Here is a 23,661-nt window from a genome sequence, read left to right on the forward strand (position 1 = left end):
TCATTATTGCAAACTCAAATAAAAAAGCATTAAAACTATATAAAAAAATTAAATTTAATATTGTACTTATAAGCTCTTTTTCTTCATCTTCTAATTTTTTTAAAATTGTAAAAAACATAAGAAAAATAGATAAACAACAAATTTTTATGTTATTTTGTGATCTTAAAAATAAAAAAGATTTAATTAAAGCAATAAAATTAAGAATTAGATATTTTATTTGGCTACCATTAAAAAAAGAAGAAATTCTAAAAACTTTTGATTCATGTTTACAAAGAATAGAAAATAAAAATGAAATAAAATATGTAAATTCAATTTTAGAGCAATATAAACTTGCAGTAGATAATTCAACAATACTTTCAAAAACAAATAAAAGTGGGATTATAACTTATGCAAATGAACAGTTTTGTAAAATTTCAAAATATAATTTAAATGAACTTATTGGAAAACAACATAATATTTTAAGACATCCTGATATGCCTAAATCTTTATTTAAAAACATGTGGCAAAGAATTAAAATTGAAAAGAAAATATGGAAAGGAATTATTAAAAATAGAGCTAAAGATGGTAGCTCATATGTAGTAAATGCTACTATTATTCCTATTTTAGATGAAGATAATCAAGTAGTTGAATACTTAGCTATAAGGCATGATATTACTGAGTTAGAAGAGTATAAAAAACTTTTAGAAGATGAATTAACTTCTACTGCAAAAGGTTTAAAAGAAAAAGTTCATTTAATAAAAGAGTTTGAAAAAGCATTTGATATAAGTACTTCCTTTACTAGAACAGATACAAAAGGAATTATTACATATGTAAATGGTACTTTTTGTGATACTTCAGGTTTTACAAAAGAGGAACTTGTTGGTAATACATTTAAATGTGTAAGAAATGAAGAAGTTCCTTCAATAATATATGAAAGAATGTGGAAAGACCTAAAAAATAAAAAAACATGGCGTGGTATCTTAAAAAATAAAACAAAAAATAATGAAAATTACTTTATGGATACAACTATTATTCCTATTTTAAATACTAATAATGAAATTGTTGAGTATATTAGTATAAAACATAATATTTCTGAAGTTGTAAATTTGAATGAAGAGATAATAAATACTCAAAAAGAGGTTATTTTTACCATGGGCTCTATTTGTGAAAGTCGCTCGAATGAGACAGGTAGTCATGTTCAAAGAGTTGCAAATTATTCATATCTTCTTGCAACATTATATGGATTACCTCAAAGAGATTGTGAATTATTAAAGTATGCTTCCCCTGTACATGATATAGGTAAAATAGCAATTGCAGATAATATTTTGCAAAAGCCAGGAAAGTTGACAGCTGAAGAGTTTGAGAAAATGAAAGAACATGCATCCATAGGTTATAATATGTTGAAAAACTCTAACAGAGATATTCTAAAAGCAGCTGCAACAATTGCACATGAACATCATGAACGATGGGATGGAACTGGTTATCCAAATGGGTTAAAAAAACAAAATATTCATATATTTGGAAGAATTACTGCACTTTGTGATGTTTTTGATGCATTAGCAAGTAAAAGATGTTATAAAGAACCATGGCAATTAGATGAAATCTTAAAATTAATAAAAGAAGAGAAAGCAAAACAGTTTGATCCTGTCTTAGTCGACTTGTTTCTAAAGAATATTGATGATTTTTTAACAATAAAACAAAAACATGAAGATTAATAAATTACATTTATTGGTAAATAAAAAGTAAGATCAAAGTCTTTTCTTTCATCTAAAAATAGATTTTTTTTATAAACAACAAATGAGGGAAGTGTTGTTGCTTCATATCCAGATTGCGGTAACCAAAAGTGATAAACATATCTTAAAAAAGCTAATACATCTCCATAATTTCCTTGTAAGTCAAAAACTGCACATAAAGTTTGAGGAATTTCTAAAGTAGAAATATCAAGTTTCAAATTTGTTGGTATTTCAATTGCTGCAACATAGTTACAGTTATCTAGTGGTGTGATAGTTGGGTTGTCATGAAGTAACGCAATTTGTTTAAAATCTTTTATTTCATATTTGTATGCTAATGCTTTTAGTTTTTGCCAACTATTTTTTATACTTTTATTATAACCTTTGTGCCTAATATATGCACACTTTCTTTTTGGAATAATCTCAATTTTAAAGTTTAAGTTTTTAAATTCTTTATCTTCATTTAATAAAAATTTTGAGTACTCTTTGTGTCCAAAATTTCTCCAATCTGTAGGAGTATGAGAAAATCTTGATTTAAAAGCTTTTATAAAAGAAGAGTGAGAAGAATATCCACATGTATTTGCAATCTCACTAATTGTAGAATGGCTATTCGTAATAAGTAAATTTGCAGCTTTTTGTAATCTTGTTGATGTGATGAAATCAAATATATTTTGATTAGTTTCTTCTTTGAAGATTCTATGAAAATGGAATTTAGATACACTATTTAATTTTGCCAATTCATCTAATGTTATATTTGTATTTATATGTTTATATATATAAAACATACTTCTATTTACTATATTACTTCTTTGTTGTTTAGTCTGCTTTTTCATAATCTATTGTATCAAAATAGCAATATAAGACAAATAAAATGAAATTTAAGATAAAGATATAAAAAAATTATTAATATATAATCTATGTAATAAAATTAGGGAGAAAATATGAAACGATCATATATAAGGGAGATACTTGATGCAATAGATGAAAATACTATATCTTTTGCGGGTGGTTTGCCCAATGAAGATTTATTTCCATCTAAACAATTAAAAAAAGCATCAAAAAAAGTATTTAAAGATAAAAATTCATTGCAGTATAGTAAATCTCAAGGTATTGATTCTTTAAGGGAAAAAGTAGCAGCTTTTTATACTGAATATTATGGATTTAATACAACAAAAGATGAGATATTAATCACAACAGGAAGTCAACAAGCATTTGATATTATTTTGAAAAGTTTAGATGCCAAAAATATAGTAGTAGAAAGTCCTTCTTATATTGGAGCATTATCAGCTTTTAAAATTTTAAAAACTAATATAAAGGATTTTAAAACATTTAATCAACTACAAAATATATTAAAAAAAGATGATGTAGTTTATAGTATTAGTGATTATCAAAATCCTTCAACAAATACATATACAAAAAAACAAAGAGTTGAATTTGCCCAGATTTTACACAATAAAGATGTTTACTTTATAGAAGATTCAGCATATAGTCAATTAAGCTTTAACAGTAAGATTAGAAAGCCAATTTCAAAACTTTACAAAGATAAATCTTATCATTTAGGAACATTTTCTAAAATTGTTGCTCCAGGTCTTAGAGTAGGTTGGATTAGGGCGAATAAACAGTTAATTGAAAAAATATTAGCTGTAAAGGAGTCTTTAGATTTACATACTTCAACTTTTAACCAAATGTTAATTGATACATATTTAGAAGAAAATGATATTTTTAAACATATTAAAAAGAATGCAAAAAATTACAAGAAAAGAATGAATTTTATGGCAGATTGTATGGAAAAATATTTACCAGATTTTGAATTTAAAAGACCAAAAGGTGGAATGTTTATATATGGAAAATTTAATAATATAGATGACACTATGAAATTAGCAAGACAAGCATTAAAAGAAAATGTAGCTTTTGTTCCTGCTGAGGTTTTTTATTTTGATGGACAAAAAAGTAATGAAGCAAGATTTAATTTTACAAATTGTGATTTTAAAAAGACAAAAAAAGGAATTAAGTTATTGTCAAAAATAACTAATTAATAAGATATTTATAACAACATATTACATTTATATTAAATGCATTTGAAGTTGTTTTTGTAAAAAATATTGCAAAAACAACTTCAATTTAGGTGGTGTTACTTTATCCTCTTTTTAATATTATTTCTGAAACATTTCTAGATATTTTATTTGCTACAACTTCACACTTTACTTTAAATAAGAAAAATATTCTATCATCTTTATAACTTTCTAAACATTCAAAATTACCCATTCCTTTAGATAAAATCAATGATGCATCATCGAAAGTTTTAATAAACTGTTTTGAAGCTTGTGTTTTTTCCATCCCTGGTGTATCAACTCCAGTGCTTATTACTTTGCAATAATCTTGCATATTAATTTGATAGGCTTCTTTTATTGTAATATCATTAATTATAGCTTTTCCCCTTGTTGCATAGGTAATTTGAATAGTTGGATATAAGCTTTTTATAGTTTTTATTAATTCTTTATCAAATACATTTTCTCCTGCATTGTCTGAAAGTATTAAAAGTTTATTTGTAGATTCTAGTTTTGATTTAAAAGTTTCATAATCATTTATTGAAAAATCAGTATGAAAGATTGTTTTTATTTCATCTTTTAAGCTAAATTCTCTTGAAACTGCAAAGTCAATTACATTTCCTGCAACTGCTGCTTTTATTGCAGTAAAAAGTTTATCTTTTGCATTTTTTATCTCTTCTTTTACTATAGGTAAGTATGAAATTGCATTTTTAATTGATTCTTGTTTTAATTTTTCTAAAGGATCACTTAGCGATGTTTTTTTAGCTAATAACTCATAAACTTCTTTTGCAACAAAAGGAGGAGTTCTTGAAAAATCAAAATTTGAAGATTTTATATTTACTTCATTCATTATTTCATTAGATAATGTTTCATTTAGATTTAAAAGTTTTGTAGCCTTGTATATTTGAGCTTTTATACACTCAACACAAGTATTTGTTATATTCATTTTTTCTCTATTATTAGTTTTTTTTATATTAGTTTTTACTATTTTTTCTTTTATTTTTAGCTTAATTTAAAAATCGTTTATAAATTATTTACGTAAGTTATAGTATAATTCCGCCTTTATTTAAAAATTTAAGGATATGGGTATGAACCTCTTCAAACTAAAAGAGCATAACTCAGATGTAAAGACTGAGTTTACCGCTGGTTTTACTACTTTTTTAACAATGATGTACATTGTTCCTGTAAATGGCTTTATTTTAAGAGATGCAGGATTACCAATGGATGCCGTAATAACAGCGACTGCTCTTATTACAATTTTAGCAACATTATTTTCTGGACTTTGGGCTAATACACCTATTGCAATGAGTGTTGGTATGGGGTTAAATGCTTATTTCTCATATGGACTTGTTTTAGGTATGAAAATACCATGGCAAACAGCACTTGGAATTGTATTTTTATCTGGTCTTCTTTTTATATTATTATCATTTACAAATTTTAGAGTCTGGATTATAACTTCTATTCCCATGAATTTAAGAAGAGCAATTAGTGCAGGTATTGGTACTTTTATTGCATTTATTGGTCTTAAACAAATGGGAATGATTTCACCTGATAAAGTTACATTTGTTAAGCTTGGTGATTTTTCAGAACCAAATGTATTATTAGGAGCACTTGGTTTAGTATTATGTTTCGTTTTTTATGCTTACAGGTTAAAAGGTGCTTTTGTTTTCGCAATTGTGATAACATCTATTGTCGCTTGGATTCTTGGTATTAGTCCTATTCCTCATGAATTTGTATCTGCTCCTTCTTCTATTTCTCCAATTTTCTTTAAGCTTGATATCATTAGTGCACTTTCTTTATCTTTACTTCCTGTTGTTATTACATTTTTAATCACAGATATGTTTGATACAGTTGGTACATTAACTGGAATTGGTGCAAGAGCAAATATGTTTCAAGATGGAAATAAAAATGATAAGTCATTACAAAAAACACTTGAAGCTGATGCAATTGCTACAGCTGCAGGAAGTTTACTTGGAGTATCAACAACAACTGCATTTGTTGAAAGTGCAAGTGGTGTTGAAGAGGGTGGTAGAACAGGATTAACTGCTGTATTTACAGCAATGTTTTTTGTTACAACATTATTTATGTTGCCAATATTTAAATCAATACCTTCAAATGCAATTTATCCTGTATTAGTTGTAGTTGGAGTTTTGATGTTTACAGAGCTTGGAAAAATCAATTTTGAACAAACAGATTTAGCTACAAGTGCTGCAGCATTTTTTATGGTAATTTTAATGCCTCTTACATATTCTATTACAAATGGAATATCTGCAGGTTTTCTTATATATACACTTATAAAATTAACAAAAAGAGAATTTAGTGATTTAAATGTAGGAATAATTACAATTACACTAATAAGTTTATTAGTATTTATTTTAAGAGGTTAAAAAAGTGGAAAAATTTTATTATAGTTATGAAGAATTCAAAAATGATACTCAAAAGTTAGTTGATAGTTGTAGAGACTATAATCCTGATATTTTATTAGCAGTTGCAAGAGGTGGTTTAACATTGTCTCATCTTATGGCTCAAGCAATGGATATGAGAAATTTATACTCTTTAAATTCAATTCATTATGAAGGTGAATTGAAACTAGATACATTTAATATTTTTAATATTCCAGATGTATCTCATGCAAAAAGAGTTTTAGTTGTTGATGATATTGTTGATTCAGGTGAAACAATGAGAGAAATTTTAAAAGTATTAAGAGAAAAATTTCCAGAAGTTGAATTTAAACTTGCGACAATTTTTTATAAAAAATCTGCTGTATTACAACCTGATTATACAGTTAGAGAAGCTACTGAGTGGATTGACTTCTTTTGGGAAGTTGATGTAAAATAGATATTTTGGAGTAGTTTTACTCCAAATATTTATAATAAAAATTACAAAAAACTGCTTATATCTATATTTTATAGATTTTATATATATTAAAACTATTTTTTTACTTTTATTTTAATATTTTCTTAGTATAATACTTTTAAATTAAAATAGGGAATGACAATGACTTTTATTGAATTCAAAAAATTACTTCTTGATGCAGAATTAACTATTCCAAAATTTACAGCACTTATAAAAGTAAGTGAAAAAAATATACAAGCATATAAAAAGAAAAAAGAAGTTCCAAACGCAATAGCTACTGTTGCAGCTTGTTTTGCTAAAATGAATCAAGAAGGTATGGATTATAAAACTTTAATAAATGATTTAGATTTAAAGAAAAAAGAGAAAAAAGGTGCTGGTTTTTCTAAAAAGAAAGAATCAAAAGAATAACAGTAAAATAAATATTAAATATTTATTAATATAAATTAGATAAACTTCCAAAAAACATAGGAAGTTTAATATGATTGAAAATAAAAATGTAACAAAATTTTTGGCTATTGCTTCATTTATGATGGCACTTGCTATCGCACTTGGAGCTTTTGGTGCCCACGGGTTAAAATCAATAGTAGAACCATCAATGCTAAAAGTTTATCATACAGGTGTAGAATATCAATTTTACAATACCTTAGGACTTTTTGCAACTTCGTTTATAATGTATTTAAAACCAAATTTAAAAAGATTAGTTGTAGCTTCTTGGCTTATATTAATTGGAATGATTATTTTTAGTTTTTCATTATATCTTTTAGTAATTTTAAACATGCCAATTTTAGGTGCAATTACTCCAATTGGAGGGACATTATTAATAATTGCATGGATTTTAGTAGCTTTATCAATTTATAAAAAATAAGGAGAAATTGATTGATTGAGAAAATTGAATCAATAAGAGATGCTAGGTGGTTTTCAAATTTAACAACTCTTATTATTATTGCATATGCAAGTGTTTTAGGATTTAAAACATTAGGAGATGTAGAAACAAAATATTCACTATTATTGCAATTTGCTGATACTTTTGTAACTATATATTTTATCTTTGAAATTGCTATAAAAATGGCAGCAGAGAAAAAGTTTTTCAATTTTTTTAAAAATGGGTGGAATCTTTTTGATTTTACAATTGTTGTAATTACTTTACTTCCTTTAGAATCTACAGGATTTGCAGCAATTGCAAGACTTTTAAGAGTATTTAGAGTATTAAGGTTATTTACAGCAAGGCCTGAGTTAAAAGCTATAATTGATATGCTTATTAAAGCAATACCTTCAATAATTGATATTGTAATATTAATGTTTATAATATTTTATATTTATGCAATTATTGGAAGTTTCTTTTTTGTTGATTTACCATCTGGATTATGGAAAAACTTCTTAGTTTCAATGCTTACGTTATTTAGAATTCTTACTTTTGAAGATTGGACAGATGTAATGTATGAAGCAATGGATGTTTATCCTTGGGCTTGGGTATATTTTGTATCATTTATAATAATTGCAGCATTTGTATTTTTTAATCTATTTGTTGCAGTTATTATTGGTGAAATGCAAAAACTTCAAGAGTCTGAAATGAAAGATGAAATACATGAAGATAGTAAAAAATTAGATATTTTATTAAATGAAGTGAAAAGTCTAAGAGAAGAAATTAAACATATAAAGAATAATAAGGATTAATCCTTATTATTTAACCATGAGTATTAAATGCTCTATCTCCTGCATCACCTAATCCAGGTCTAATATATTTATTATCATCTAATCTTTCATCAATCTGTGCAATATAGATATTTACATCAGGGTGCGCTTCTTGAACAGCTTTTATACCTTCTGGAGCTCCTAAAATATTAAGTGATAATATATTTGTTGCACCTTTTTCTTTTAAGTGTGTTATAGAATCTATTAGTGAACCTCCAGTTGCAACCATTGGATCTAATAATAAAATTGTTTTATCTTTTACTTCTGGAATATTTTCATAAAATAGTTTACTTTGTGCTGTTTGTTCATCTCTTTTCATAGCAATAAATCCACTTCTTGCATATGGTAAAGTTTTTAAAATTCCAGTAAGCATTGGTTCACCAGCTCTTAAAATAGGAACTAATACTATTTTTTGAACTTCAAGCATTTTAACGTCTAATGGACCTTGCCATGTATTTATATTTGTTGTAATTGTAGGGAAATCTGCAAGTGCTTCAGCTGCTATCATTCTTGATATCTCTTCAATTGTTAATCTGAATTCATTTGATGCAGTTCTTACATCTCTTAATCTATTTACTAAATGTTTTACAACTACATTAGTACTCTCTTTATACATATCATTATCCTAAAAATTTATTTAAACTTTTAATTGTATCAAAAAAGAGCTTATATAGTTTACTCGTTATTAATCGATTTTTAGCTATTATACTCAAATTTTATACACACAAGAGGACATATGAAAAAAGCCACAGATTATAATTTTAGAGTCAAAGATTCTGTTTTAGGTGTACAGTTTTTGTTTGTTGCATTTGGTGCATTAGTTTTAGTTCCTATTTTAACTGGACTTGATGCAAATGTAGCACTATTTACTGCTGGTATTGGTACTTTAATCTTTCAATTTATTACAAGAGAAAAAACTCCTCCTATTTTTCTTGCTTCCTCTTTTGCTTTTATAGCACCTATTTCAATTGGTGTTAAACAATGGGGAATTGCAGCTACAATGTCTGGTTTAATAGCAGCTGGTCTTTTATATGTAATAATTAGTTTTGTTATTAGAGCAAAAGGAGATCAATTTATACATAGATTTTTACCTCCTGTTGTAGTTGGTCCAGTTATCATGTCTATTGGTCTTAGTTTGTCTTCAGCTGCAGTTAATATGGCTATGGGTAAAACTGGTACAGGAGATGCTATTTTAGTTGACTATGACATAGCTATTGTTATTTCTTTAATCTCTTTGGCAGCTACAGTTTTAATATCATTACTTGGAAAAGGTGTATTTAAACTTATACCAATTTTAGGTGGAATTGTGATTGGTTATTTAGTATCATTGTATTATGGAATAATTGATTTCTCTTCAGTTTCAAATGCAAAATGGTTTTCTATACCAAATTTCACTACTCCTGAGTTTAATTGGCAAGCAATTATTTTTATTTTACCAGTAGCAATAGCTCCTACAGTTGAACATATAGGTGATATGCTTGCTATTTCAAAAGTAACAAAAGAAGATTATTTAAAAAAACCAGGTTTGAAAAATACACTTTTAGGTGATGGTTTAGCAACATCAGTTGCAGCACTATTTGGTGGACCACCAAATACAACATATTCAGAAGTAACAGGTGCAGTTACAATTACAAAAGCATATAATCCTGCAATTATGACATGGACTGCAATAACTGCAATTATTTTAGCTTTTTGTGGGAAGTTAGGAGGAATATTAGCTACTATTCCAGTGCCAGTTATGGGTGGAATTATGTTGCTTTTATTTGGTATTATTGCATCAATTGGGATATCTACATTAGTAAAAGCAAATGTTGATATGTCTTGTTCAAGAAATATGACAATTGTTGCTATGATTTTAGTTTTTTCAATTGGTGGAATGGTATTTAAATTTGGAGGATTTGAATTCTCTGGAATTGGATTAGGTGCAATTACAGGAATTATTTTAAACTATATTCTTCCTCAACCTAGACAATAAAAAGGATATTTATGGCAAAAGCAAAAGAACATCATTTTGATATATCAGCTAAATTAGATTTGCAAGAGATGAAAAATGCAGTTATTCAAGCTCAAAAAGAAGTTGATAATAGATATGATTTTAAAGGAATAAAAAAAGAGATTGATTTTAATCCTACTGCAAAAACATTAACAGTTTTAACAGCCACTGATAATAAAATTGATGCAATGAAAGATATCTTATTATCTAAAATGAATAAAAGAGGGATATCTTTAAATTCATTAGAAGAGTTAAAAGTAGAGGATGCAAGTGGAGGAAATAGAAAAGTTTCGTATAAAATAATTGATACAATTGAAAAAGATGAAGCAAAAACTATTCAAGCTGAAATTAAAAAATTAAAGTTAAAAGTAACTGCTGTTAATCAAGGAGAAGAGATTAGAGTTACTGGAAAAAATATTGATGATTTACAAGTAGTGATGAGACATTTAAAATCTTTAGAACTTAAAGCTCCACTTGTTTTTGATAATTTTAGATAATAAATTTAATTAACCTAATTGATTAATAATAAAATTAATCAATTAGTGCTATGCTTCTTGCTTATTTTGTATAAGAAGAGTATATGGAACTTTTAATAATCAAAGCAGTAACAGCTGTATTTATTGTAATTACACTTTCAATTATTGCTGAAAGAGTTAGTGCAAAACTTTCTGGTATTTTATCTGGACTTCCTTTAGGTACTTTAGTTGTATTAATCTTTTTTTCTATTGAGCATGGAGTAGATTATGCTGTTAAGGCATCACTTTATAATATGCATGGATTATTGGCTTTATTATCTTTTATAATAGGCTACTATATTAGTACTTTTTATAAAAAAAGATTTGAAATTTTTGTAAGTATTATTATATCTTTTGTTTTTTATTTAGTCGCTGCTTTTATTCTCTCAAAAGTACCAGTAAATATAATTTTTACACCAATTATTGTAATTTTTATAATTACTCTAGCAACTATATATTTTGCTAAAAAACCTGATAATGCAAAAGTTATAAATACAAAAATTACTTTTAAAGATATATTTTATAGAACAATTTTAACAGTAGTTATTTTTTTATTAATTACATCTATTCCTAAAATTGCACCTGTTAATATTGCAGGAATTTTTTCTGCATTTCCAAGTATGATGTTTCCTTTATTATTAATCGTTCATTTTAATCATAGTGGGAATCAAGCAAGAACTATATTAAAAAATACTCCTTCTGGACTTAGCAGTATTGTTATTTTTTGTGTTGGAGTGCATTTTACATATCCATTAATAGGCGTATTTTTAGGAACAATTGTATCTTTTATAACTTGTGTAATTTATATAATTATTCAATTGAAATTGTTAGATTATTTTGGAATAAATGTAAATGCAAAAGTAAAAAAAAAGAATTAAAGCATAATTTTATAAAAGTGGAAAATCCACTTTTATAATTTTTATATTTTTTCGATTTTACAAATTGTATCATTCCATGCTTGCATACCAGCAAGAGGTGCAGGATTTACAGGAATTACATTATTTGGATTAAAGCCATTTCCTGAACCTCCTAATCTTTTATCCCACCAAATATGTCCATTTAAATCTAAATCTTTATAATCTGAATATCCTTTAAGATTCTCTTTTTTCCCATTTCTTGCTTTGGGAACTCTTCCTGCGTAATTCATCCCTAAAGAATTACTGATTGCTAAAACTTCTGGGTGTATCCCTTCTGTAACAAAAGCTTTAACATCCATTGTTCCTACCACTGAATTTTTTTCTTTTGATTTATAACCTTCTTTAGGTCTATAAGTTGTTATTTTTACCATATCCCCATTTTTAATATTATATTTTTTTGCAGTTTTTGTATTTATCCACATTGGATTATCATGAACAATTTCTGTTAAATACTTTTGTGGAGCTGTTCTTGCTTGTGTATGAACATTCCATTTAAAAGTAGTAAGAATAAGTTCATCATCTTTTTTCTCTTTTAGCGATTTTGGCATTTTAAAGTGAGGAAAACCTGTCTCATTTAGTCCTAATTTTTTAGAATATTTTATAATATCATTTGAAACTATTTCAAACTTTCTTGATGGTGTTTTAAATCCTTTAACTTTTAACCCATCTTTTACAATACCAATTGCTTTTTTCTTACCTTTTTTTGTTTTATAAATAATATTATCTTTTATATAGCTATTTTCAAGATCTTTTTTAGTTAATAGTTTATTAAAAGGTTCATAATTTTTTGGTTTATCTTCAACCCATGCTCCATATTTTTTCATATATTCAAATCCACTTAATCCTTCTTTTTTAGGTAAGTTTTTAAATCTTAATTTAATAAACTCTTCATATGAATCAAAAGTGAAATATTTTGCAACTGGCTTTCCTAATCTTTTGGCAACTTTTATTAAAGTATCAGCAAAGTTTTCACAATCATAAGGCGGATTCACTGCTGGTTGTCTTAATACAAAATAAGGAATTAACTCATAAGCATTTCTTCCTTCAATTGTGTATCTTTCAAAATAAGTTGCATCTGGTAAAATTAAATCAGAATAGTGTGCCATTTCTGAATACACTACATCTGAACATACATGAAATGGAATAAGCTTTTCATCTTTTAAAACTTCAACTGCAGTTTGAGGACCTTCTGGCCATGTTTGTGGTGAAGAAATAGTGTAAGACATGTATACTTGAATATTGTGCTTTTTGCTTTTAATCTTATCATAGCAAAGTTCACTTACTCTCATTTTTTGCCATTTATTTGCAAAAGGATAAAGTTTTGGATCTTCTAAATCTGTTGTAAAAGAGGGTTTTGGTGGAATTGGTTTTGGCATTGGAAAATCTTTTTTACTTTTCGATCCTCCATAAGCATATCCTCCTTTTTGTCCAATACTTCCAACAAGGGCATTTAAAATTACAACTGCTCTATCATTGTGAAGTCCATTGTAGTGTGCTTGAGAACCTCTATTTGTAAAAGCAGAACAGTTTGGAGCAGCTTTAGCAAATTCAATTGCTATTCTTTTTATCTCTTTTGCATCTATTCCACTTTGTTCTTGTGCAAATTCAACAGTATATGGTTTTATAAAATCTTTAAATTCATCTACACTTACATTGCACCATTCATTTATGAATTTTTCATTATAAAGTTTATTTTCCATAATTACATTTGCCATTGCAAGTGCAATTGCCCCTTCACTTGAAGGATAAGGAGCATACCATTCATCACTTTTTCCAGCAGTGTTTGATAATCTTGTATCAAATGTAATTAATTTAGCTCCATTTTGTTTTGCTTCAATAAATCTTTTCATTAAAGCAAAACCACCTTGGTGGTTTTCTAAAAAGTTTGAACCAAAATTTAAAAAATATTTACATTCTCTTGCATCAATTGTTTCCCAACTCGTATCACCAATAGTTGTATAATTTGCTGCTCTTTTATTTGATGAACATAAGGCTCTATGGTTTAATATTACTGGTGAACCAACTGCATCCATAAATCTTCCTGTAATATCGCCCATTTTATTTCTTCCACCATGAAATACAATACCTTCAGGTTTTTTATCATCAATACATTTTTTTATTTTTGAACTCATTATTTCATAGGCTTCTTCCATAGTGATTCTTTTCCATAATCCATCACCTCTTTTTCCTACTCTTTTTAAAGGATATACAATTCTTTCTGGATAATCAACAGCATTTACCCCACCATGAGCTTTTGCACAAAGTTTTCCTTCACTATTTGGATCTAAAGGATTTCCTTCTACACCTAGAATTTCACCATTTTTAACTAAAACAGTCATACCACAAATAGTAGAACAGTTTAAACAAACGCTAGGAACTCTTTGGATTCCTTTTATATTTTTTGCCAAAGTATTAAAATCTTGAAAAGTTTTAATCTCTTTTGCTTCTAGTTTGTTAGGAGATAGTGATATTACCTCACCTAATTTTAACGCTGCAAGTGATAAAGCACCATTTTTTATAAAATCTCTTCTATTCATATTATTCCGCCCATGTGTAAATTTCGTAATTTGTTGCAGAAAAAATTCTTCCATGTTTTATTTTATTTTTCATTTTTTCATTTGCACCAATATGTAATGTTGAAGGTTTATCAAGTTTGTGATTTTTAAATCCAACAGCATTAGAAGGTATATCTTTTTCATCTGTAATTATAGTTATTGCATTTGCAACACATGTTGCTTCACAAGCAGCTTGTAAACCAATTTCTAATCTATGTTCACATAGATTACATTTTTCTGCAATATTTGTATATGGATTTATATAAACAGCACCAATAGAACATGCAGATACACAATCTTGACAACCATCACATTTGCTAGAATCAATTTTTACTATTCCATTTTCTTTTGTTATTGCACCTTTTGTACAGGCTTTTTGACATAAGGCATCATCACACTGTCTGCACATTAATGGTAAAAAGTCTCTTTTAACCTTTGGATACGTTCCTTCATCCAAGTAAAGAGTCATAGTTCTAAAGAATCCAAGTGGTGATTTATACTCTTGTTTACATGCAACTTCACATGCATGACAACCTACACATTTTTGTGCGTTAATTATCATTTTGTAATTTTTTTTCATTGATTGAGTTTCTCCATTTTGAAGAGAGTTAGGGAAGATGTGTAAAAGATAATAAAAAAATGCAATTCTTAAACACTACTTGCAACGCAAGTCTAATTTATAATTTTAATAAAAATAATATAAAAGTAGGATAAAAAAGTAAAATGAATTTTACCAAAACATATTACACATTTAATAAACAAATATAATATATAATATAAAAAAGGAGTATTATGAAAGTTTTGTTACTTGAAGATGATAGTGCGCTTTGTGATTTATTAAGTTTTCATTTAGAAGATAAAGGTTATGAGGTAGTTGCAAAAAATAATGGGCAAGCTGCATTAGAATACTTAATAGATAATAAAGTAGATTTTGCACTTTTAGATATAAATACTCCAATAATATCTGGATTAGATGTATTAAAATCATTAAGAGAAGTTTATAAAGATAATACTCCTGTCATAGTTTTAACAGCATATCAAGATACAAAACACTTAAAAGAGTCATTTGAAAGTGGTGTTGATGATTATATTAAAAAGCCTTTTGATTTAGAAGAGTTGGACCAAAGAATAATGAAACTATGCAAAATATTTTATATTGAGCAAAAAGATGAAATACTAATTAGTGAAAATATTATTTTTACTCCTTCATTGTGTGAATTAAAAATAGATAATGAAATTAAAAAATTAGCACTAAAAGAAAGAGATATTTTAAAATATTTTTATGCACATAAAAATAGAGTTATATCTAGTGAAGAGTTATTACAAAATGTTTGGACATATGAAGAAATGCCAACAGATGCAACAATAAGGGTATATATTAAAAACTTAAGAGAATTAATAGGTAAAGATAAAATTACAACAATAAGAGCAGTAGGATATAAATTTGAATAAAAATGAAAAAAAAGCATTAATAAGTTTTCTTTCTATTTATGTAGGTTCAATTGTTTTACTTGTTGGGCTTCTTTTATCTTTATATTATAAAAATGAATTAAATTCTGTTTCACAACAGTGTACAATGCTTATGAAAAATGCTTCAAATGAAATTAAAGCACATATCTTAAATTCATATATGAAAAAAGAAAAATTAAAACCACTTGATTTTAAAAATAAAGATATAAAGTATGCACTATTTGATAAAAATAAAAAGTTAATTTTTTCAAATATGGGAAATAAAGATGAGGTTATTTTAAATCAAAAAAATTATGAAACTTCAGAATATACTTATTATGTAACTGAAATAGAAGATGATAATATTTTAGTTAAATATATTGCAATACAAACTTGTAGTGGAGTTCAAAATAAAGATAAATTAAAAGTAATAATGATCACAATATTAATTTTAACATCTATTTTTGTAGCCATTATTGCATGTTTATTGGCAAAATTACTCTTAAAGCCTGTGCGTGAAAAAGTTGAATCAATGGACAATTTTATAAAAGATACTGCGCATGAGTTAAATACACCAATATCTGTGCTTATGACTTCTGTTTCTATGCTTAAAAAAGGTAAAAATCCAGAAAAAATGATGAAATATATTGTAAGTAGTTCAAAGCAAATTTCTCAACTTTATAATGATATACATTTTTCTACTTTTTCAAATTTAGATGAAAGTGTTGAAGAGAGTTTTTGTTTAAAACAATTAGTAAGTAATAGTGTAGAGTACTTTAATGATATCTCAATTACAAAAAATATATCTATAAAATCAGAACTTGAACCAACAAAAGTAAAAGCAGATAAAAATAAAATTCAAAAAATAGTAAATAATCTTATTTCAAATGCAATTAAATATAGCCATAATGACTCAGAAATTATTGTACGTTTAAAAGATGCCGTATTTAGTGTTGAAGATTTTGGAATAGGTATTGATAAAAAGCAACAAGAAGATATTTTTAAAAGATATAAAAGAGGTGAAAATAGTGAAGGTGGCTTTGGAATAGGTCTTGATATCGTAAAAAGAGTAGCAAAAGATTATGATTTAAATATTGAGTTAAAATCAAAGATAAATCAAGGTTCGACTTTTTATATTTATTTACAAAATATTTTAGTAGATGTTGATAAAAGGGAATTTTAGAAATTTTGTGTCTGTTTTGAGCTCACACTTTTGTATATTGGGATTCAAAATGCCTCTTTAAGCGTATAAGTTTAAAACAATTTTTGTTGTTCAAAAAGTCTTAGAGTTTGAAAAATCTATAAATTCTACCTCTTGAACACTTTTGGGAACAAAGTCTATCTCTAAATAGAGGTTAGAAAAACCAATAAACAAGATTTTCTAATTTTGTTCCAAAAATTAGGAGTATTTGAATTAACGCTGAGCTCAGTGGCGCACACACTGAACTAATAAAAAATTCATTACTTCATACCAAAAATGCCGGACATTAAATGCGTCCATTGCAGCGATTTGTTAGGTTTTTTCTACTTTATTCACTATAAATAATGCCTATTTCACCATTAAAGAATGGAACCTGTACTAATTGATCTTCACTCCAAGGTGTTAAATATCCGATTGATATTACATTGGTACCTAGTTCACTCTCACCAAAGCTGTATATATTACTTTCGTGAACTTCTATTAGCTCCGGCTTCAATAGCGACCATATATTTGAACAATCTACTGTTGTGGCAGTTGGAACAATACCGCATGAATTAATAAATTCGGTCACCCTATTTGTAATGTTATTGTGCAAAATTTTATTGGGGATTAGTAGTTTAGAAAATGCTACTACTTGACTCATCTGAGGCCCATCGGCAGTTCCCCTAATCACAACATCAAAATCCCCACCCAAATAGGGTATAGTTACTGATGTTTGCCATACTTTAGACCGACCTTTAGCTTTTAACGTTCCAAAAGGAACTAATTCAATTGTTTTATTAAACATCTGTAACCTTAGAACCTAACGGTTGAGTTGAGAAATATTTGAGCCGCAGGATCAAATATTTCTCTCCAATGTTTTGTTATGTATTTGATTTATTATGTGTGACTTTATGAGTTGACTGGTTATTTTTTACTTCTTTTCTGACTTCACAATCAATAAGTTTTTGAGACTCATCCCTAGCTATCGGAATTTCACGATCATTTATAATGGCTTTTAAGTTGTTTTCTTTTGAGCGAACAGAAATATATTTATTTGCAATCCACGCTGCCGCCGTAACATATGCAATTTTTGTTAAGTCTATTGTAATATTTATATCTATATTAAGAGCTGTTGTTATTTGATCTGGTGATGGCACTGAATCCTTAAAAGCCATACTTATTGGTTGCAACTCTATATTTACACCTTCTGGACTGTTGGTTTTTAACTCTTCATATAAAGTATATGATGATGATTTCATATTTATCACTACTCTTACTCCTTTTCACTCATAACGTTTGAGTTGAGAAATAAATTAGCCTCAGGGTAATTTATTTCTCTCCAATGTTTTGTTAGTCTTGATTATCTACGATTTCTTCAAAATCTTCTGTATCTGATTTTCCTTTGAATCTATAAACTCTTTTTGAGACTTTTCTATTTTCAGTTGACATTCCAAGTCCTCCACTTTGAGTTGCAAGATCTACCTTAACTCCACCTTCTCCCTTACCGCTATTATCATAATATTCTTCTATTTCAACCTCTAATGCATTTTCAATGCGTTTTGCAATAGCAAGTTCTTGTGCAACTCTTGCTTGATGTTTTGAAAATTCCATTTTTATTTCTTGTTTTAAAGATTCTTCTCTTAGTACATCTAAATTTTTAGCTTTTTCCATATCTTTTGAAGATGCTTTAACACCATCTATAACAAGTCCAATAATTGAACCTCCAAGTATTCTTGCTGTTTGTTCTAACATATTATATTTTCCTTATTGTATTATCTAGACTAACGTTTAAAATGAGCCAATAAATTGCCCGTAGGGTAATTTATTGGCTCCTCTGACTTGTTATCTGCTATCAAATGATTTTTTTGATGATAATTTCTAGGGATTCAAACACTTATTTCTTCTTAGTATAAGAAAGGCATTTTTTTATGATTGTCTTTATATCTTCTTCATTTTCATAGAATACTTGTCCAACATCGTTTACATAGGAATTTTGCTCTTGGATTTTTTTAAGATCATTCAAATAATCTTGAAATTTTTTTCTTTTCCACATGGGCAAGTAATGAATAAAATTATCCATTTCCATTCTAGAGGGTTCTGCTCTGTATGGAGAAGGATCTTCAAGTTCTAATAGTAACCATGAACGAATAGGCTGGACAAAATTATTATATTCTTTACGACGATCACGATTTAGGGCAAGACGATTTCCTATAATTAATCCAAGAAAAAAAGTAAGCAAACTGACAACAGCAGCATTTTCTTTAAGTAGTTCATTCACAAAAATTCCTTTAGATAACGTTTGAAATGAGCCGATGAATTGCCCGCAGGGTAATTTATTGGCTCCACTGATTTGTTATGTATATTTATTTTTTTGAGTGGTAATCTTCTTCATCAGGAAGTTGTTCCATTGGAGGTTTAATATCCCGCTCTATATAAATATGTGGGTCTAATGGAATTGAATTTCCAGCAGTATCAACAACTTGAACACTATGAATTTTTCCATCACTTAAACGTTGAACGTATAAACCTGTATAGCTACTTGACATTTTAATTCCTTGTTTTAATTTAAAGCATACATTGTTGGCGTACTAAATTGGGACCACACACATTTTGTACATAAGCTTCAATCTCACATTGTTGAGTGATATTCTTAAATGTTTCACCACCCATACTATAGAAATCTGGATGGCTAATGACATCATCAATCTCTGGTTCATCTGTATCCAGTAGTTCAAAGATTACATATTCTCCTTGGCCTTCAATTTCGGCAGCATACATTCCTCTGTTACGATTTATGACTTGTATTATTGCTTTCAAATTTATTCCTTATTGTTTTATACATAACTATTTAATAACAATACATTATATATATTTATTACTTAATTATCTCAATAACTAAACATTCATATAAAATATCCTTAAAATAGGTATTTAATGAAAAAATATTACAAAATGTAATATTTTGAATTGATTTTTTATTTTTAATTATAATTTAAATATATATTTTTTGTCTAGATGAAGGTAATAAAAATACATTATGTATGTTAATTAGAAAAAAATATAATAATACTACATTTTAGGAGACACATATGGCTAAAAAATTACTTGATATTATGAGAGATAAGATAAGGTTTAAACATTATAGTATGAGCACAGAAAGAGTCTATATCTATTGGGCTAAAAAATATATACTATACCATAACAAAAAGCATCCTAAATATATGGGTAAAGTTGAAATTGAACAATTCCTAACCCATCTTGCCACTGAGTTTAATGTCTCTCCTACAACTCAGAATCAAGCCTTTAATGCAATATTATTTTTATATGAACAAGTTTTGAATATATCATTAAAAGATGAGAATATTCAAGCTTTAAGAGCAAAAGAGAGAAAGCATATTCCTGTAGTTTTAACTATAAATGAAGTAAGAAGTATTATATTAAATATGACAGGTATTTATCAACTCATAGTTAAACTTATGTATGGGTGTGGATTAAGAATGAAAGAATCACAAAATATACGTATAAAAGATATTGATTTCGGATACGATAAAATCTATATTTGGGATAGTAAGTCACTTAAAGATAGAACTTTACCACTTCCACTAAAAATAAAAGATGAACTTAAAATTCAAGTTGAGAAAGTAAAAGAAATACACCAAAAAGATTTAGAAAATGGATATGGAAGTGTATATATACCTTATGCACTTGAACGAAAATTTCCATGGAGTGGAACGGAATCCACACTTGCAAAAAGCAAAATTTGAAACCAAATGGCAATATATTTTTCCTATGAATAAAATCTCGAAAGACCCAAGAAGTGGTGAACAAAGACGACATCATATTTTAGATGTGACTTTAAGTAGAAATATAAAAAATGCAGTTGAAAAATCCAATATAGATAAAAGAGTAACCTCTCATATTTTTAGACACTCTTATGCCACTCATTTACTTCAAAATGGTACAGATATACGAAGTATTCAAGAACTTTTAGGACATAAATCAATAGAAACAACAATGATATATACTCATGTGGTAAAAGAATTAAATAAAGGTGATATTAAATCACCATTGGATTTTTAAATTTTATGAATAAATATTGAGTTAAAATCAAAGATAAATCAAGGTTCTACTTTTTATATTTATTTACAAAATATTTTAGTAGATGTTAATTAAAAGCATTGCTTTTAATTGTTCATTGCTTCTATCTACTTTTAATGTACTGCTAATATTATGTTTAGATAAAAAACCTTCAATTGTTTGTAAAATATGCCAAAACCTTTCATTAAAGGGAGTATCAATTTCTTTTATACTATTTTTTAAAATAAATTCTACAATTGTTTCTATACAATGAAAATAGAAGATTTTATTTTTTGCTCTTTGAATCTTATAATCTCTCATAATTCTTAAGTTATTTATAAAAGTCTCTTTTTCCAAATCACTTAATGACACGAGTGTTTTAACGTGTTTTTCTTCTTCATCCAAATGTGCCTTATAATTAACAATTTCTTCAGTCATAATTTTTTCTAATTTTGGATGGTATGATAATAAAACATTAACAATTTCTTCAGGTTTTAAATTGTCATTTATTACACTATGAGAATATTTTGTATTTTTTTTATAGGGATGATCAATCGCTTTTAATATATCAATTGCATATATTAAATAAGAAAATTTGTCTTCTTTACCATCTCTAAAATGAATTCCATGTTGATCAATAAATGGTTTAAAACCTGCATATTTTAATATCACAATTATCCTTTTTTTGTATAATTTTATTGTAACATAAGTAAAAAATTTTTTAAAGTTTTTTAGAAAAATATAATTAAAATAGAAAAAAAGAAGAAAAATGAACACAAAAATTACTAATTTAAAAATTGAAAAACTAGAAGATACAAAGTTTGTACATCCAGTAAAAATAACATTTGAACAAGATGGAGTAGCAAAATCATGGGAAGCTGTAAAAAGTTTTGATTCTGTTGCAATTTTATTATATCATGAACAAAAAGATGCATTTTTATTAGTCAAACAATTTAGACCACCTGTTTACTTAAACGATAAAACAAAAGGGTTTACTTTTGAATTATGTGCTGGAATTGTAGATAAAAATAAAAGTTTAATTGAAATTGCAAAAGAAGAGATTGACGAAGAGTGTGGTTATGATGTTCCTTTAGAAAAAATAGAAAAAATTACTTCTTTTTATACAAATGTAGGAGTAAGTGGTGGACAACAAAATCTATTTTTTGCAACTATAAATGAAACAATGAAAATACATAGTGGTGGAGGAATTAATGATGAGCAAATAGAGTTAATTTATATTCCATTTGATGATTTTAAAGATTTTATTTATGATGAATCTAAAGCAAAAACACCTGGGTTAATGTTTTCTTATTATTGGTTCTTAGAAAATAAAAGTAAATAGCTTAGATATTTTACCTCATTAAAATGAGGTAAAATTGTTTAAAGTGCTAGTTTCAATATTTCTAATATTTTATCTTCAGTATATTTTTCATCTAATCCAAAAAAGTTAGAATTACTATGTGCATTTTTTGCAATTGCACTTAATGAAGATTCATCTATTGAAAATTGAGAAAATTTAGTAGGAGAACCAATTTTATTGAACCATTTTTCTAATGCTTCAATTCCTTCAAGTGCTGAATTTAATCCAAAAATTTCCTTTGCAAATCTTTCAAATTGTGTTTTATTATTTTTGTAGTACCATTTCATCCATGCAGGCATAACTACAGATAATCCTGCTCCATGTGGTACATTATAAAGTGCAGAGACTGCATGTTCTATCATATGGTTTGGAAACTCAACACCTTCAGCACCTACTGTTGAAGTGCCATTTAAAGCTTGAGTAGCAGCCCAAGCAAACTCTGATCTTGCTTCATAATCTTCTTTATTTTTAAGTAATTTTTCTGTTGTACTTATTACAGTTTTGATATTTGTCTCTACATATGATGCTGTAATATTTGGATGATAAGTTGCAGTAAAATATCCTTCAATTGAATGTGCAATGATATCAACTGCAGAATATACTAAATATTCATTTGAAACACTTTTTTGTAAATCTGGATTTATAACTGAAACTTTTGGATAAATAGCAGCTGCATTAATAAAATATTTTTGTTGAATTTCTTCATTTGTTATTACTGCACTTCCATTCATTTCACTACCTGTTGCAGCAAGAGTCATAATATCAAAAATAGGTAAAGCTTCTGTAATAGTTGCTTTAAAACTAAAAAAATCCCAAACGTCATCTTGATATAAACTACCAGCTGCAATTGCTTTACTAGTATCTAAAACAGAACCGCCACCAATAGCTAGAATTCCTTCAACTTTTTCTTCTTTTGCTACTTTTATACCTTCATATACTTTTGATAATAAAGGATTACTTTGAATTCCACTTAATTCAATATATTCAATATTTTGAGATTTTAAACTCTTAACAACTTTTTTAAAAAGACCATCTTTTTTTATTCTATCACTTCCATAAGTTATTAAAATTTTTTTTACTTTAAATTCAGCTATATAATCACCAATTTTATTCTCTTTATCTTTACCAAACTCAATTTTTGTAGGATTACAGTATGTAAAATTTTTCATTAATTTTCCTTTTAAATTTTTAATAATATTTATAATTTGTATTATATCACATGGAATAATACTGCATATTAAGTATGTTATTTTATAAAATTTTATATTTATATTTTTAAACAAAGTTATTTTAATCTTCTTATATTA

General features: G+C 26.9%; 28 protein-coding genes. 15 read left to right on the plus strand and 13 right to left on the minus strand.

The genetic code is table 11. The features are described 5' to 3' along the window. On the plus strand, positions 1-1,694 hold a 1,694-nt coding region (locus CRU93_RS04165), incomplete at its 5' end, for an HD domain-containing phosphohydrolase (protein WP_129102930.1). Here CRU93_RS04165 and CRU93_RS04170 read toward each other — a convergent pair. Next, positions 1,691-2,542 (minus strand): GyrI-like domain-containing protein, encoded by an 852-nt coding sequence (locus tag CRU93_RS04170; RefSeq protein WP_129102931.1) that lies wholly within the window; start codon positions 2,540-2,542, stop codon positions 1,691-1,693. The two genes, CRU93_RS04165 and CRU93_RS04170, sit on opposite strands and share 4 nt — an antisense overlap. 108 nt (positions 2,543-2,650) lie before the next feature. Here CRU93_RS04170 and CRU93_RS04175 point away from each other — a divergent pair, with 108 nt between their 5' ends. After that, the gene (locus tag CRU93_RS04175; protein WP_129102932.1) at positions 2,651-3,745 is read left to right on the plus strand and encodes a PLP-dependent aminotransferase family protein; all 1,095 of its coding nucleotides are present in this window, start codon (positions 2,651-2,653) and stop codon (positions 3,743-3,745) included. A gap of 100 nt (positions 3,746-3,845) precedes the next feature. Here the strand turns inward: CRU93_RS04175 and CRU93_RS04180 are convergent, their stop codons facing one another. Then, entirely contained in the window at positions 3,846-4,703 is an 858-nt protein-coding gene (locus CRU93_RS04180; RefSeq protein WP_129102933.1) for a DUF89 domain-containing protein, read from the minus strand. Positions 4,704-4,845: 142 nt separating this feature from the next. On the opposite strand from CRU93_RS04180, the gene CRU93_RS04185 reads away from it, so the two are divergent. From CRU93_RS04185 to CRU93_RS04205, 5 genes are all read left to right on the plus strand, one after another. Then, positions 4,846-6,144: an NCS2 family permease gene (locus tag CRU93_RS04185; protein ID WP_129102934.1), complete on the plus strand. Its 1,299-nt coding sequence runs from the start codon at positions 4,846-4,848 to the stop codon at positions 6,142-6,144. A 4-nt stretch (positions 6,145-6,148) separates the two neighbouring features. Continuing rightward, a complete protein-coding gene (locus CRU93_RS04190; RefSeq protein ID WP_129102935.1) occupies positions 6,149-6,595 on the plus strand; it encodes a phosphoribosyltransferase in 447 nt (148 codons plus the stop codon). 159 nt (positions 6,596-6,754) lie between these two features. After that, positions 6,755-7,021 (plus strand): hypothetical protein, encoded by a 267-nt coding sequence (locus CRU93_RS04195; RefSeq protein WP_129102936.1) that lies wholly within the window; start codon positions 6,755-6,757, stop codon positions 7,019-7,021. Between the two features lie 70 nt (positions 7,022-7,091). Beyond that, a complete protein-coding gene (locus tag CRU93_RS04200; protein ID WP_129102937.1) occupies positions 7,092-7,478 on the plus strand; it encodes a DUF423 domain-containing protein in 387 nt (128 codons plus the stop codon). A gap of 11 nt (positions 7,479-7,489) precedes the next feature. Further along, the gene (locus CRU93_RS04205) at positions 7,490-8,287 is read left to right on the plus strand and encodes an ion transporter (RefSeq protein ID WP_129102938.1); all 798 of its coding nucleotides are present in this window, start codon (positions 7,490-7,492) and stop codon (positions 8,285-8,287) included. A 10-nt stretch (positions 8,288-8,297) separates the two neighbouring features. On the opposite strand, the gene upp is transcribed toward CRU93_RS04205, so the two are convergent. Continuing rightward, a complete protein-coding gene (gene upp / locus CRU93_RS04210; RefSeq protein ID WP_129102939.1) occupies positions 8,298-8,921 on the minus strand; it encodes a uracil phosphoribosyltransferase in 624 nt (207 codons plus the stop codon). Positions 8,922-9,041: 120 nt separating this feature from the next. On the opposite strand from upp, the gene CRU93_RS04215 reads away from it, so the two are divergent. The 3 genes from CRU93_RS04215 (at position 9,042) to CRU93_RS04225 (ending at position 11,691) form a co-directional block, all read left to right on the plus strand. Beyond that, positions 9,042-10,280, plus strand: coding sequence for a uracil-xanthine permease family protein (locus CRU93_RS04215; protein WP_129102940.1), 1,239 nt, complete (start codon positions 9,042-9,044; stop codon positions 10,278-10,280). Positions 10,281-10,291: 11 nt separating this feature from the next. Further along, positions 10,292-10,795 (plus strand): YajQ family cyclic di-GMP-binding protein, encoded by a 504-nt coding sequence (locus tag CRU93_RS04220; RefSeq protein WP_129102941.1) that lies wholly within the window; start codon positions 10,292-10,294, stop codon positions 10,793-10,795. An 83-nt stretch (positions 10,796-10,878) separates the two neighbouring features. After that, entirely contained in the window at positions 10,879-11,691 is an 813-nt protein-coding gene (locus CRU93_RS04225; protein WP_258238823.1) for a hypothetical protein, read from the plus strand. Positions 11,692-11,732: 41 nt separating this feature from the next. On the opposite strand, the gene CRU93_RS04230 is transcribed toward CRU93_RS04225, so the two are convergent. Both CRU93_RS04230 and CRU93_RS04235 read right to left on the minus strand, forming a co-directional pair. Beyond that, positions 11,733-14,267: a molybdopterin-dependent oxidoreductase gene (locus tag CRU93_RS04230; protein ID WP_164967613.1), complete on the minus strand. Its 2,535-nt coding sequence runs from the start codon at positions 14,265-14,267 to the stop codon at positions 11,733-11,735. Between the two features lies 1 nt (position 14,268). Further along, positions 14,269-14,865: a 4Fe-4S dicluster domain-containing protein gene (locus CRU93_RS04235; protein WP_129102943.1), complete on the minus strand. Its 597-nt coding sequence runs from the start codon at positions 14,863-14,865 to the stop codon at positions 14,269-14,271. 212 nt (positions 14,866-15,077) lie between these two features. On the opposite strand from CRU93_RS04235, the gene CRU93_RS04240 reads away from it, so the two are divergent. Both CRU93_RS04240 and CRU93_RS04245 read left to right on the plus strand, forming a co-directional pair. Next, positions 15,078-15,737 carry a response regulator transcription factor gene (locus tag CRU93_RS04240; RefSeq protein WP_129102944.1) on the plus strand — a complete coding sequence of 220 codons (660 nt, stop codon included), beginning with the start codon at positions 15,078-15,080 and terminating at the stop codon, positions 15,735-15,737. After that, positions 15,730-16,917, plus strand: coding sequence for a HAMP domain-containing sensor histidine kinase (locus CRU93_RS04245; protein ID WP_129102945.1), 1,188 nt, complete (start codon positions 15,730-15,732; stop codon positions 16,915-16,917). The genes CRU93_RS04240 and CRU93_RS04245 overlap by 8 nt, the downstream gene beginning before the upstream one ends. A 346-nt stretch (positions 16,918-17,263) precedes the next feature. Here CRU93_RS04245 and CRU93_RS04250 read toward each other — a convergent pair whose 3' ends face one another. From CRU93_RS04250 to CRU93_RS04275, 6 genes are all read right to left on the minus strand, one after another. Beyond that, positions 17,264-17,722 carry a hypothetical protein gene (locus CRU93_RS04250; protein ID WP_129102946.1) on the minus strand — a complete coding sequence of 153 codons (459 nt, stop codon included), beginning with the start codon at positions 17,720-17,722 and terminating at the stop codon, positions 17,264-17,266. Between the two features lie 76 nt (positions 17,723-17,798). After that, positions 17,799-18,176 carry a hypothetical protein gene (locus CRU93_RS04255; RefSeq protein WP_164967614.1) on the minus strand — a complete coding sequence of 126 codons (378 nt, stop codon included), beginning with the start codon at positions 18,174-18,176 and terminating at the stop codon, positions 17,799-17,801. 91 nt (positions 18,177-18,267) lie between these two features. Further along, the gene (locus tag CRU93_RS04260; RefSeq protein WP_129102948.1) at positions 18,268-18,669 is read right to left on the minus strand and encodes a hypothetical protein; all 402 of its coding nucleotides are present in this window, start codon (positions 18,667-18,669) and stop codon (positions 18,268-18,270) included. A 142-nt stretch (positions 18,670-18,811) separates the two neighbouring features. Continuing rightward, positions 18,812-19,195: a hypothetical protein gene (locus CRU93_RS04265; RefSeq protein WP_129102949.1), complete on the minus strand. Its 384-nt coding sequence runs from the start codon at positions 19,193-19,195 to the stop codon at positions 18,812-18,814. 85 nt (positions 19,196-19,280) lie between these two features. After that, positions 19,281-19,463: a hypothetical protein gene (locus CRU93_RS04270; protein WP_129102950.1), complete on the minus strand. Its 183-nt coding sequence runs from the start codon at positions 19,461-19,463 to the stop codon at positions 19,281-19,283. Between the two features lie 19 nt (positions 19,464-19,482). After that, positions 19,483-19,734, minus strand: coding sequence for a hypothetical protein (locus tag CRU93_RS04275; RefSeq protein WP_129102951.1), 252 nt, complete (start codon positions 19,732-19,734; stop codon positions 19,483-19,485). Between the two features lie 272 nt (positions 19,735-20,006). Between CRU93_RS04275 and CRU93_RS04280 the strand changes: the two genes are divergently transcribed. Together CRU93_RS04280 and CRU93_RS14315 are read left to right on the plus strand one after the other, a co-directional pair. Beyond that, positions 20,007-20,681 (plus strand): phage integrase N-terminal SAM-like domain-containing protein, encoded by a 675-nt coding sequence (locus CRU93_RS04280; protein WP_258238824.1) that lies wholly within the window; start codon positions 20,007-20,009, stop codon positions 20,679-20,681. Between the two features lie 25 nt (positions 20,682-20,706). Further along, positions 20,707-20,997, plus strand: coding sequence for a tyrosine-type recombinase/integrase (locus CRU93_RS14315; protein ID WP_258238825.1), 291 nt, complete (start codon positions 20,707-20,709; stop codon positions 20,995-20,997). Between the two features lie 75 nt (positions 20,998-21,072). Here the strand turns inward: CRU93_RS14315 and CRU93_RS04285 are convergent, their stop codons facing one another. Then, entirely contained in the window at positions 21,073-21,666 is a 594-nt protein-coding gene (locus CRU93_RS04285; RefSeq protein WP_129102952.1) for a hypothetical protein, read from the minus strand. Positions 21,667-21,763: 97 nt separating this feature from the next. On the opposite strand from CRU93_RS04285, the gene CRU93_RS04290 reads away from it, so the two are divergent. Continuing rightward, positions 21,764-22,336, plus strand: a complete 573-nt coding sequence (locus CRU93_RS04290) for an NUDIX hydrolase (protein WP_129102953.1) — start codon at positions 21,764-21,766, stop codon at positions 22,334-22,336. 38 nt (positions 22,337-22,374) lie between these two features. Here the strand turns inward: CRU93_RS04290 and CRU93_RS04295 are convergent, their stop codons facing one another. Then, on the minus strand, positions 22,375-23,523 hold the full coding sequence (locus CRU93_RS04295) for an iron-containing alcohol dehydrogenase (protein ID WP_129102954.1): 1,149 nt from the start codon (positions 23,521-23,523) through the stop codon (positions 22,375-22,377). Positions 23,524-23,661: the final 138 nt, after the last annotated feature.

The sequence above is a fragment of the Arcobacter sp. CECT 8985 genome, assembly GCF_004116495.1.
Taxonomy (GTDB): Bacteria; Campylobacterota; Campylobacteria; order Campylobacterales; family Arcobacteraceae; genus Malaciobacter.

Excerpts from the sequence above, each read along its gene's own strand:
- CRU93_RS04230 (WP_164967613.1), bottom strand. The coding sequence starts at position 14,267 with ATGAATAGAAGAGATTTTATAAAAAATGGTGCTTTATCACTTGCAGCG.
- CRU93_RS04175 (WP_129102932.1), top strand. The coding sequence starts at position 2,651 with ATGAAACGATCATATATAAGGGAGATACTTGATGCAATAGATGAAAAT.
- CRU93_RS04200 (WP_129102937.1), top strand. The coding sequence starts at position 7,092 with ATGATTGAAAATAAAAATGTAACAAAATTTTTGGCTATTGCTTCATTT.
- CRU93_RS04270 (WP_129102950.1), bottom strand. The coding sequence starts at position 19,463 with ATGTCAAGTAGCTATACAGGTTTATACGTTCAACGTTTAAGTGATGGA.
- CRU93_RS14315 (WP_258238825.1), top strand. The coding sequence starts at position 20,707 with ATGAATAAAATCTCGAAAGACCCAAGAAGTGGTGAACAAAGACGACAT.
- CRU93_RS04240 (WP_129102944.1), top strand. The coding sequence starts at position 15,078 with ATGAAAGTTTTGTTACTTGAAGATGATAGTGCGCTTTGTGATTTATTA.
- CRU93_RS04225 (WP_258238823.1), top strand. The coding sequence starts at position 10,879 with ATGGAACTTTTAATAATCAAAGCAGTAACAGCTGTATTTATTGTAATT.
- CRU93_RS04215 (WP_129102940.1), top strand. The coding sequence starts at position 9,042 with ATGAAAAAAGCCACAGATTATAATTTTAGAGTCAAAGATTCTGTTTTA.
- CRU93_RS04235 (WP_129102943.1), bottom strand. The coding sequence starts at position 14,865 with ATGAAAAAAAATTACAAAATGATAATTAACGCACAAAAATGTGTAGGT.
- CRU93_RS04250 (WP_129102946.1), bottom strand. The coding sequence starts at position 17,722 with ATGTTTAATAAAACAATTGAATTAGTTCCTTTTGGAACGTTAAAAGCT.
- CRU93_RS04195 (WP_129102936.1), top strand. The coding sequence starts at position 6,755 with ATGACTTTTATTGAATTCAAAAAATTACTTCTTGATGCAGAATTAACT.
- CRU93_RS04280 (WP_258238824.1), top strand. The coding sequence starts at position 20,007 with ATGGCTAAAAAATTACTTGATATTATGAGAGATAAGATAAGGTTTAAA.
- CRU93_RS04295 (WP_129102954.1), bottom strand. The coding sequence starts at position 23,523 with ATGAAAAATTTTACATACTGTAATCCTACAAAAATTGAGTTTGGTAAA.
- CRU93_RS04185 (WP_129102934.1), top strand. The coding sequence starts at position 4,846 with ATGAACCTCTTCAAACTAAAAGAGCATAACTCAGATGTAAAGACTGAG.
- CRU93_RS04255 (WP_164967614.1), bottom strand. The coding sequence starts at position 18,176 with ATGAAATCATCATCATATACTTTATATGAAGAGTTAAAAACCAACAGT.
- CRU93_RS04220 (WP_129102941.1), top strand. The coding sequence starts at position 10,292 with ATGGCAAAAGCAAAAGAACATCATTTTGATATATCAGCTAAATTAGAT.
- CRU93_RS04290 (WP_129102953.1), top strand. The coding sequence starts at position 21,764 with ATGAACACAAAAATTACTAATTTAAAAATTGAAAAACTAGAAGATACA.
- CRU93_RS04180 (WP_129102933.1), bottom strand. The coding sequence starts at position 4,703 with ATGAATATAACAAATACTTGTGTTGAGTGTATAAAAGCTCAAATATAC.
- upp (WP_129102939.1), bottom strand. The coding sequence starts at position 8,921 with ATGTATAAAGAGAGTACTAATGTAGTTGTAAAACATTTAGTAAATAGA.
- CRU93_RS04170 (WP_129102931.1), bottom strand. The coding sequence starts at position 2,542 with ATGAAAAAGCAGACTAAACAACAAAGAAGTAATATAGTAAATAGAAGT.
- CRU93_RS04260 (WP_129102948.1), bottom strand. The coding sequence starts at position 18,669 with ATGTTAGAACAAACAGCAAGAATACTTGGAGGTTCAATTATTGGACTT.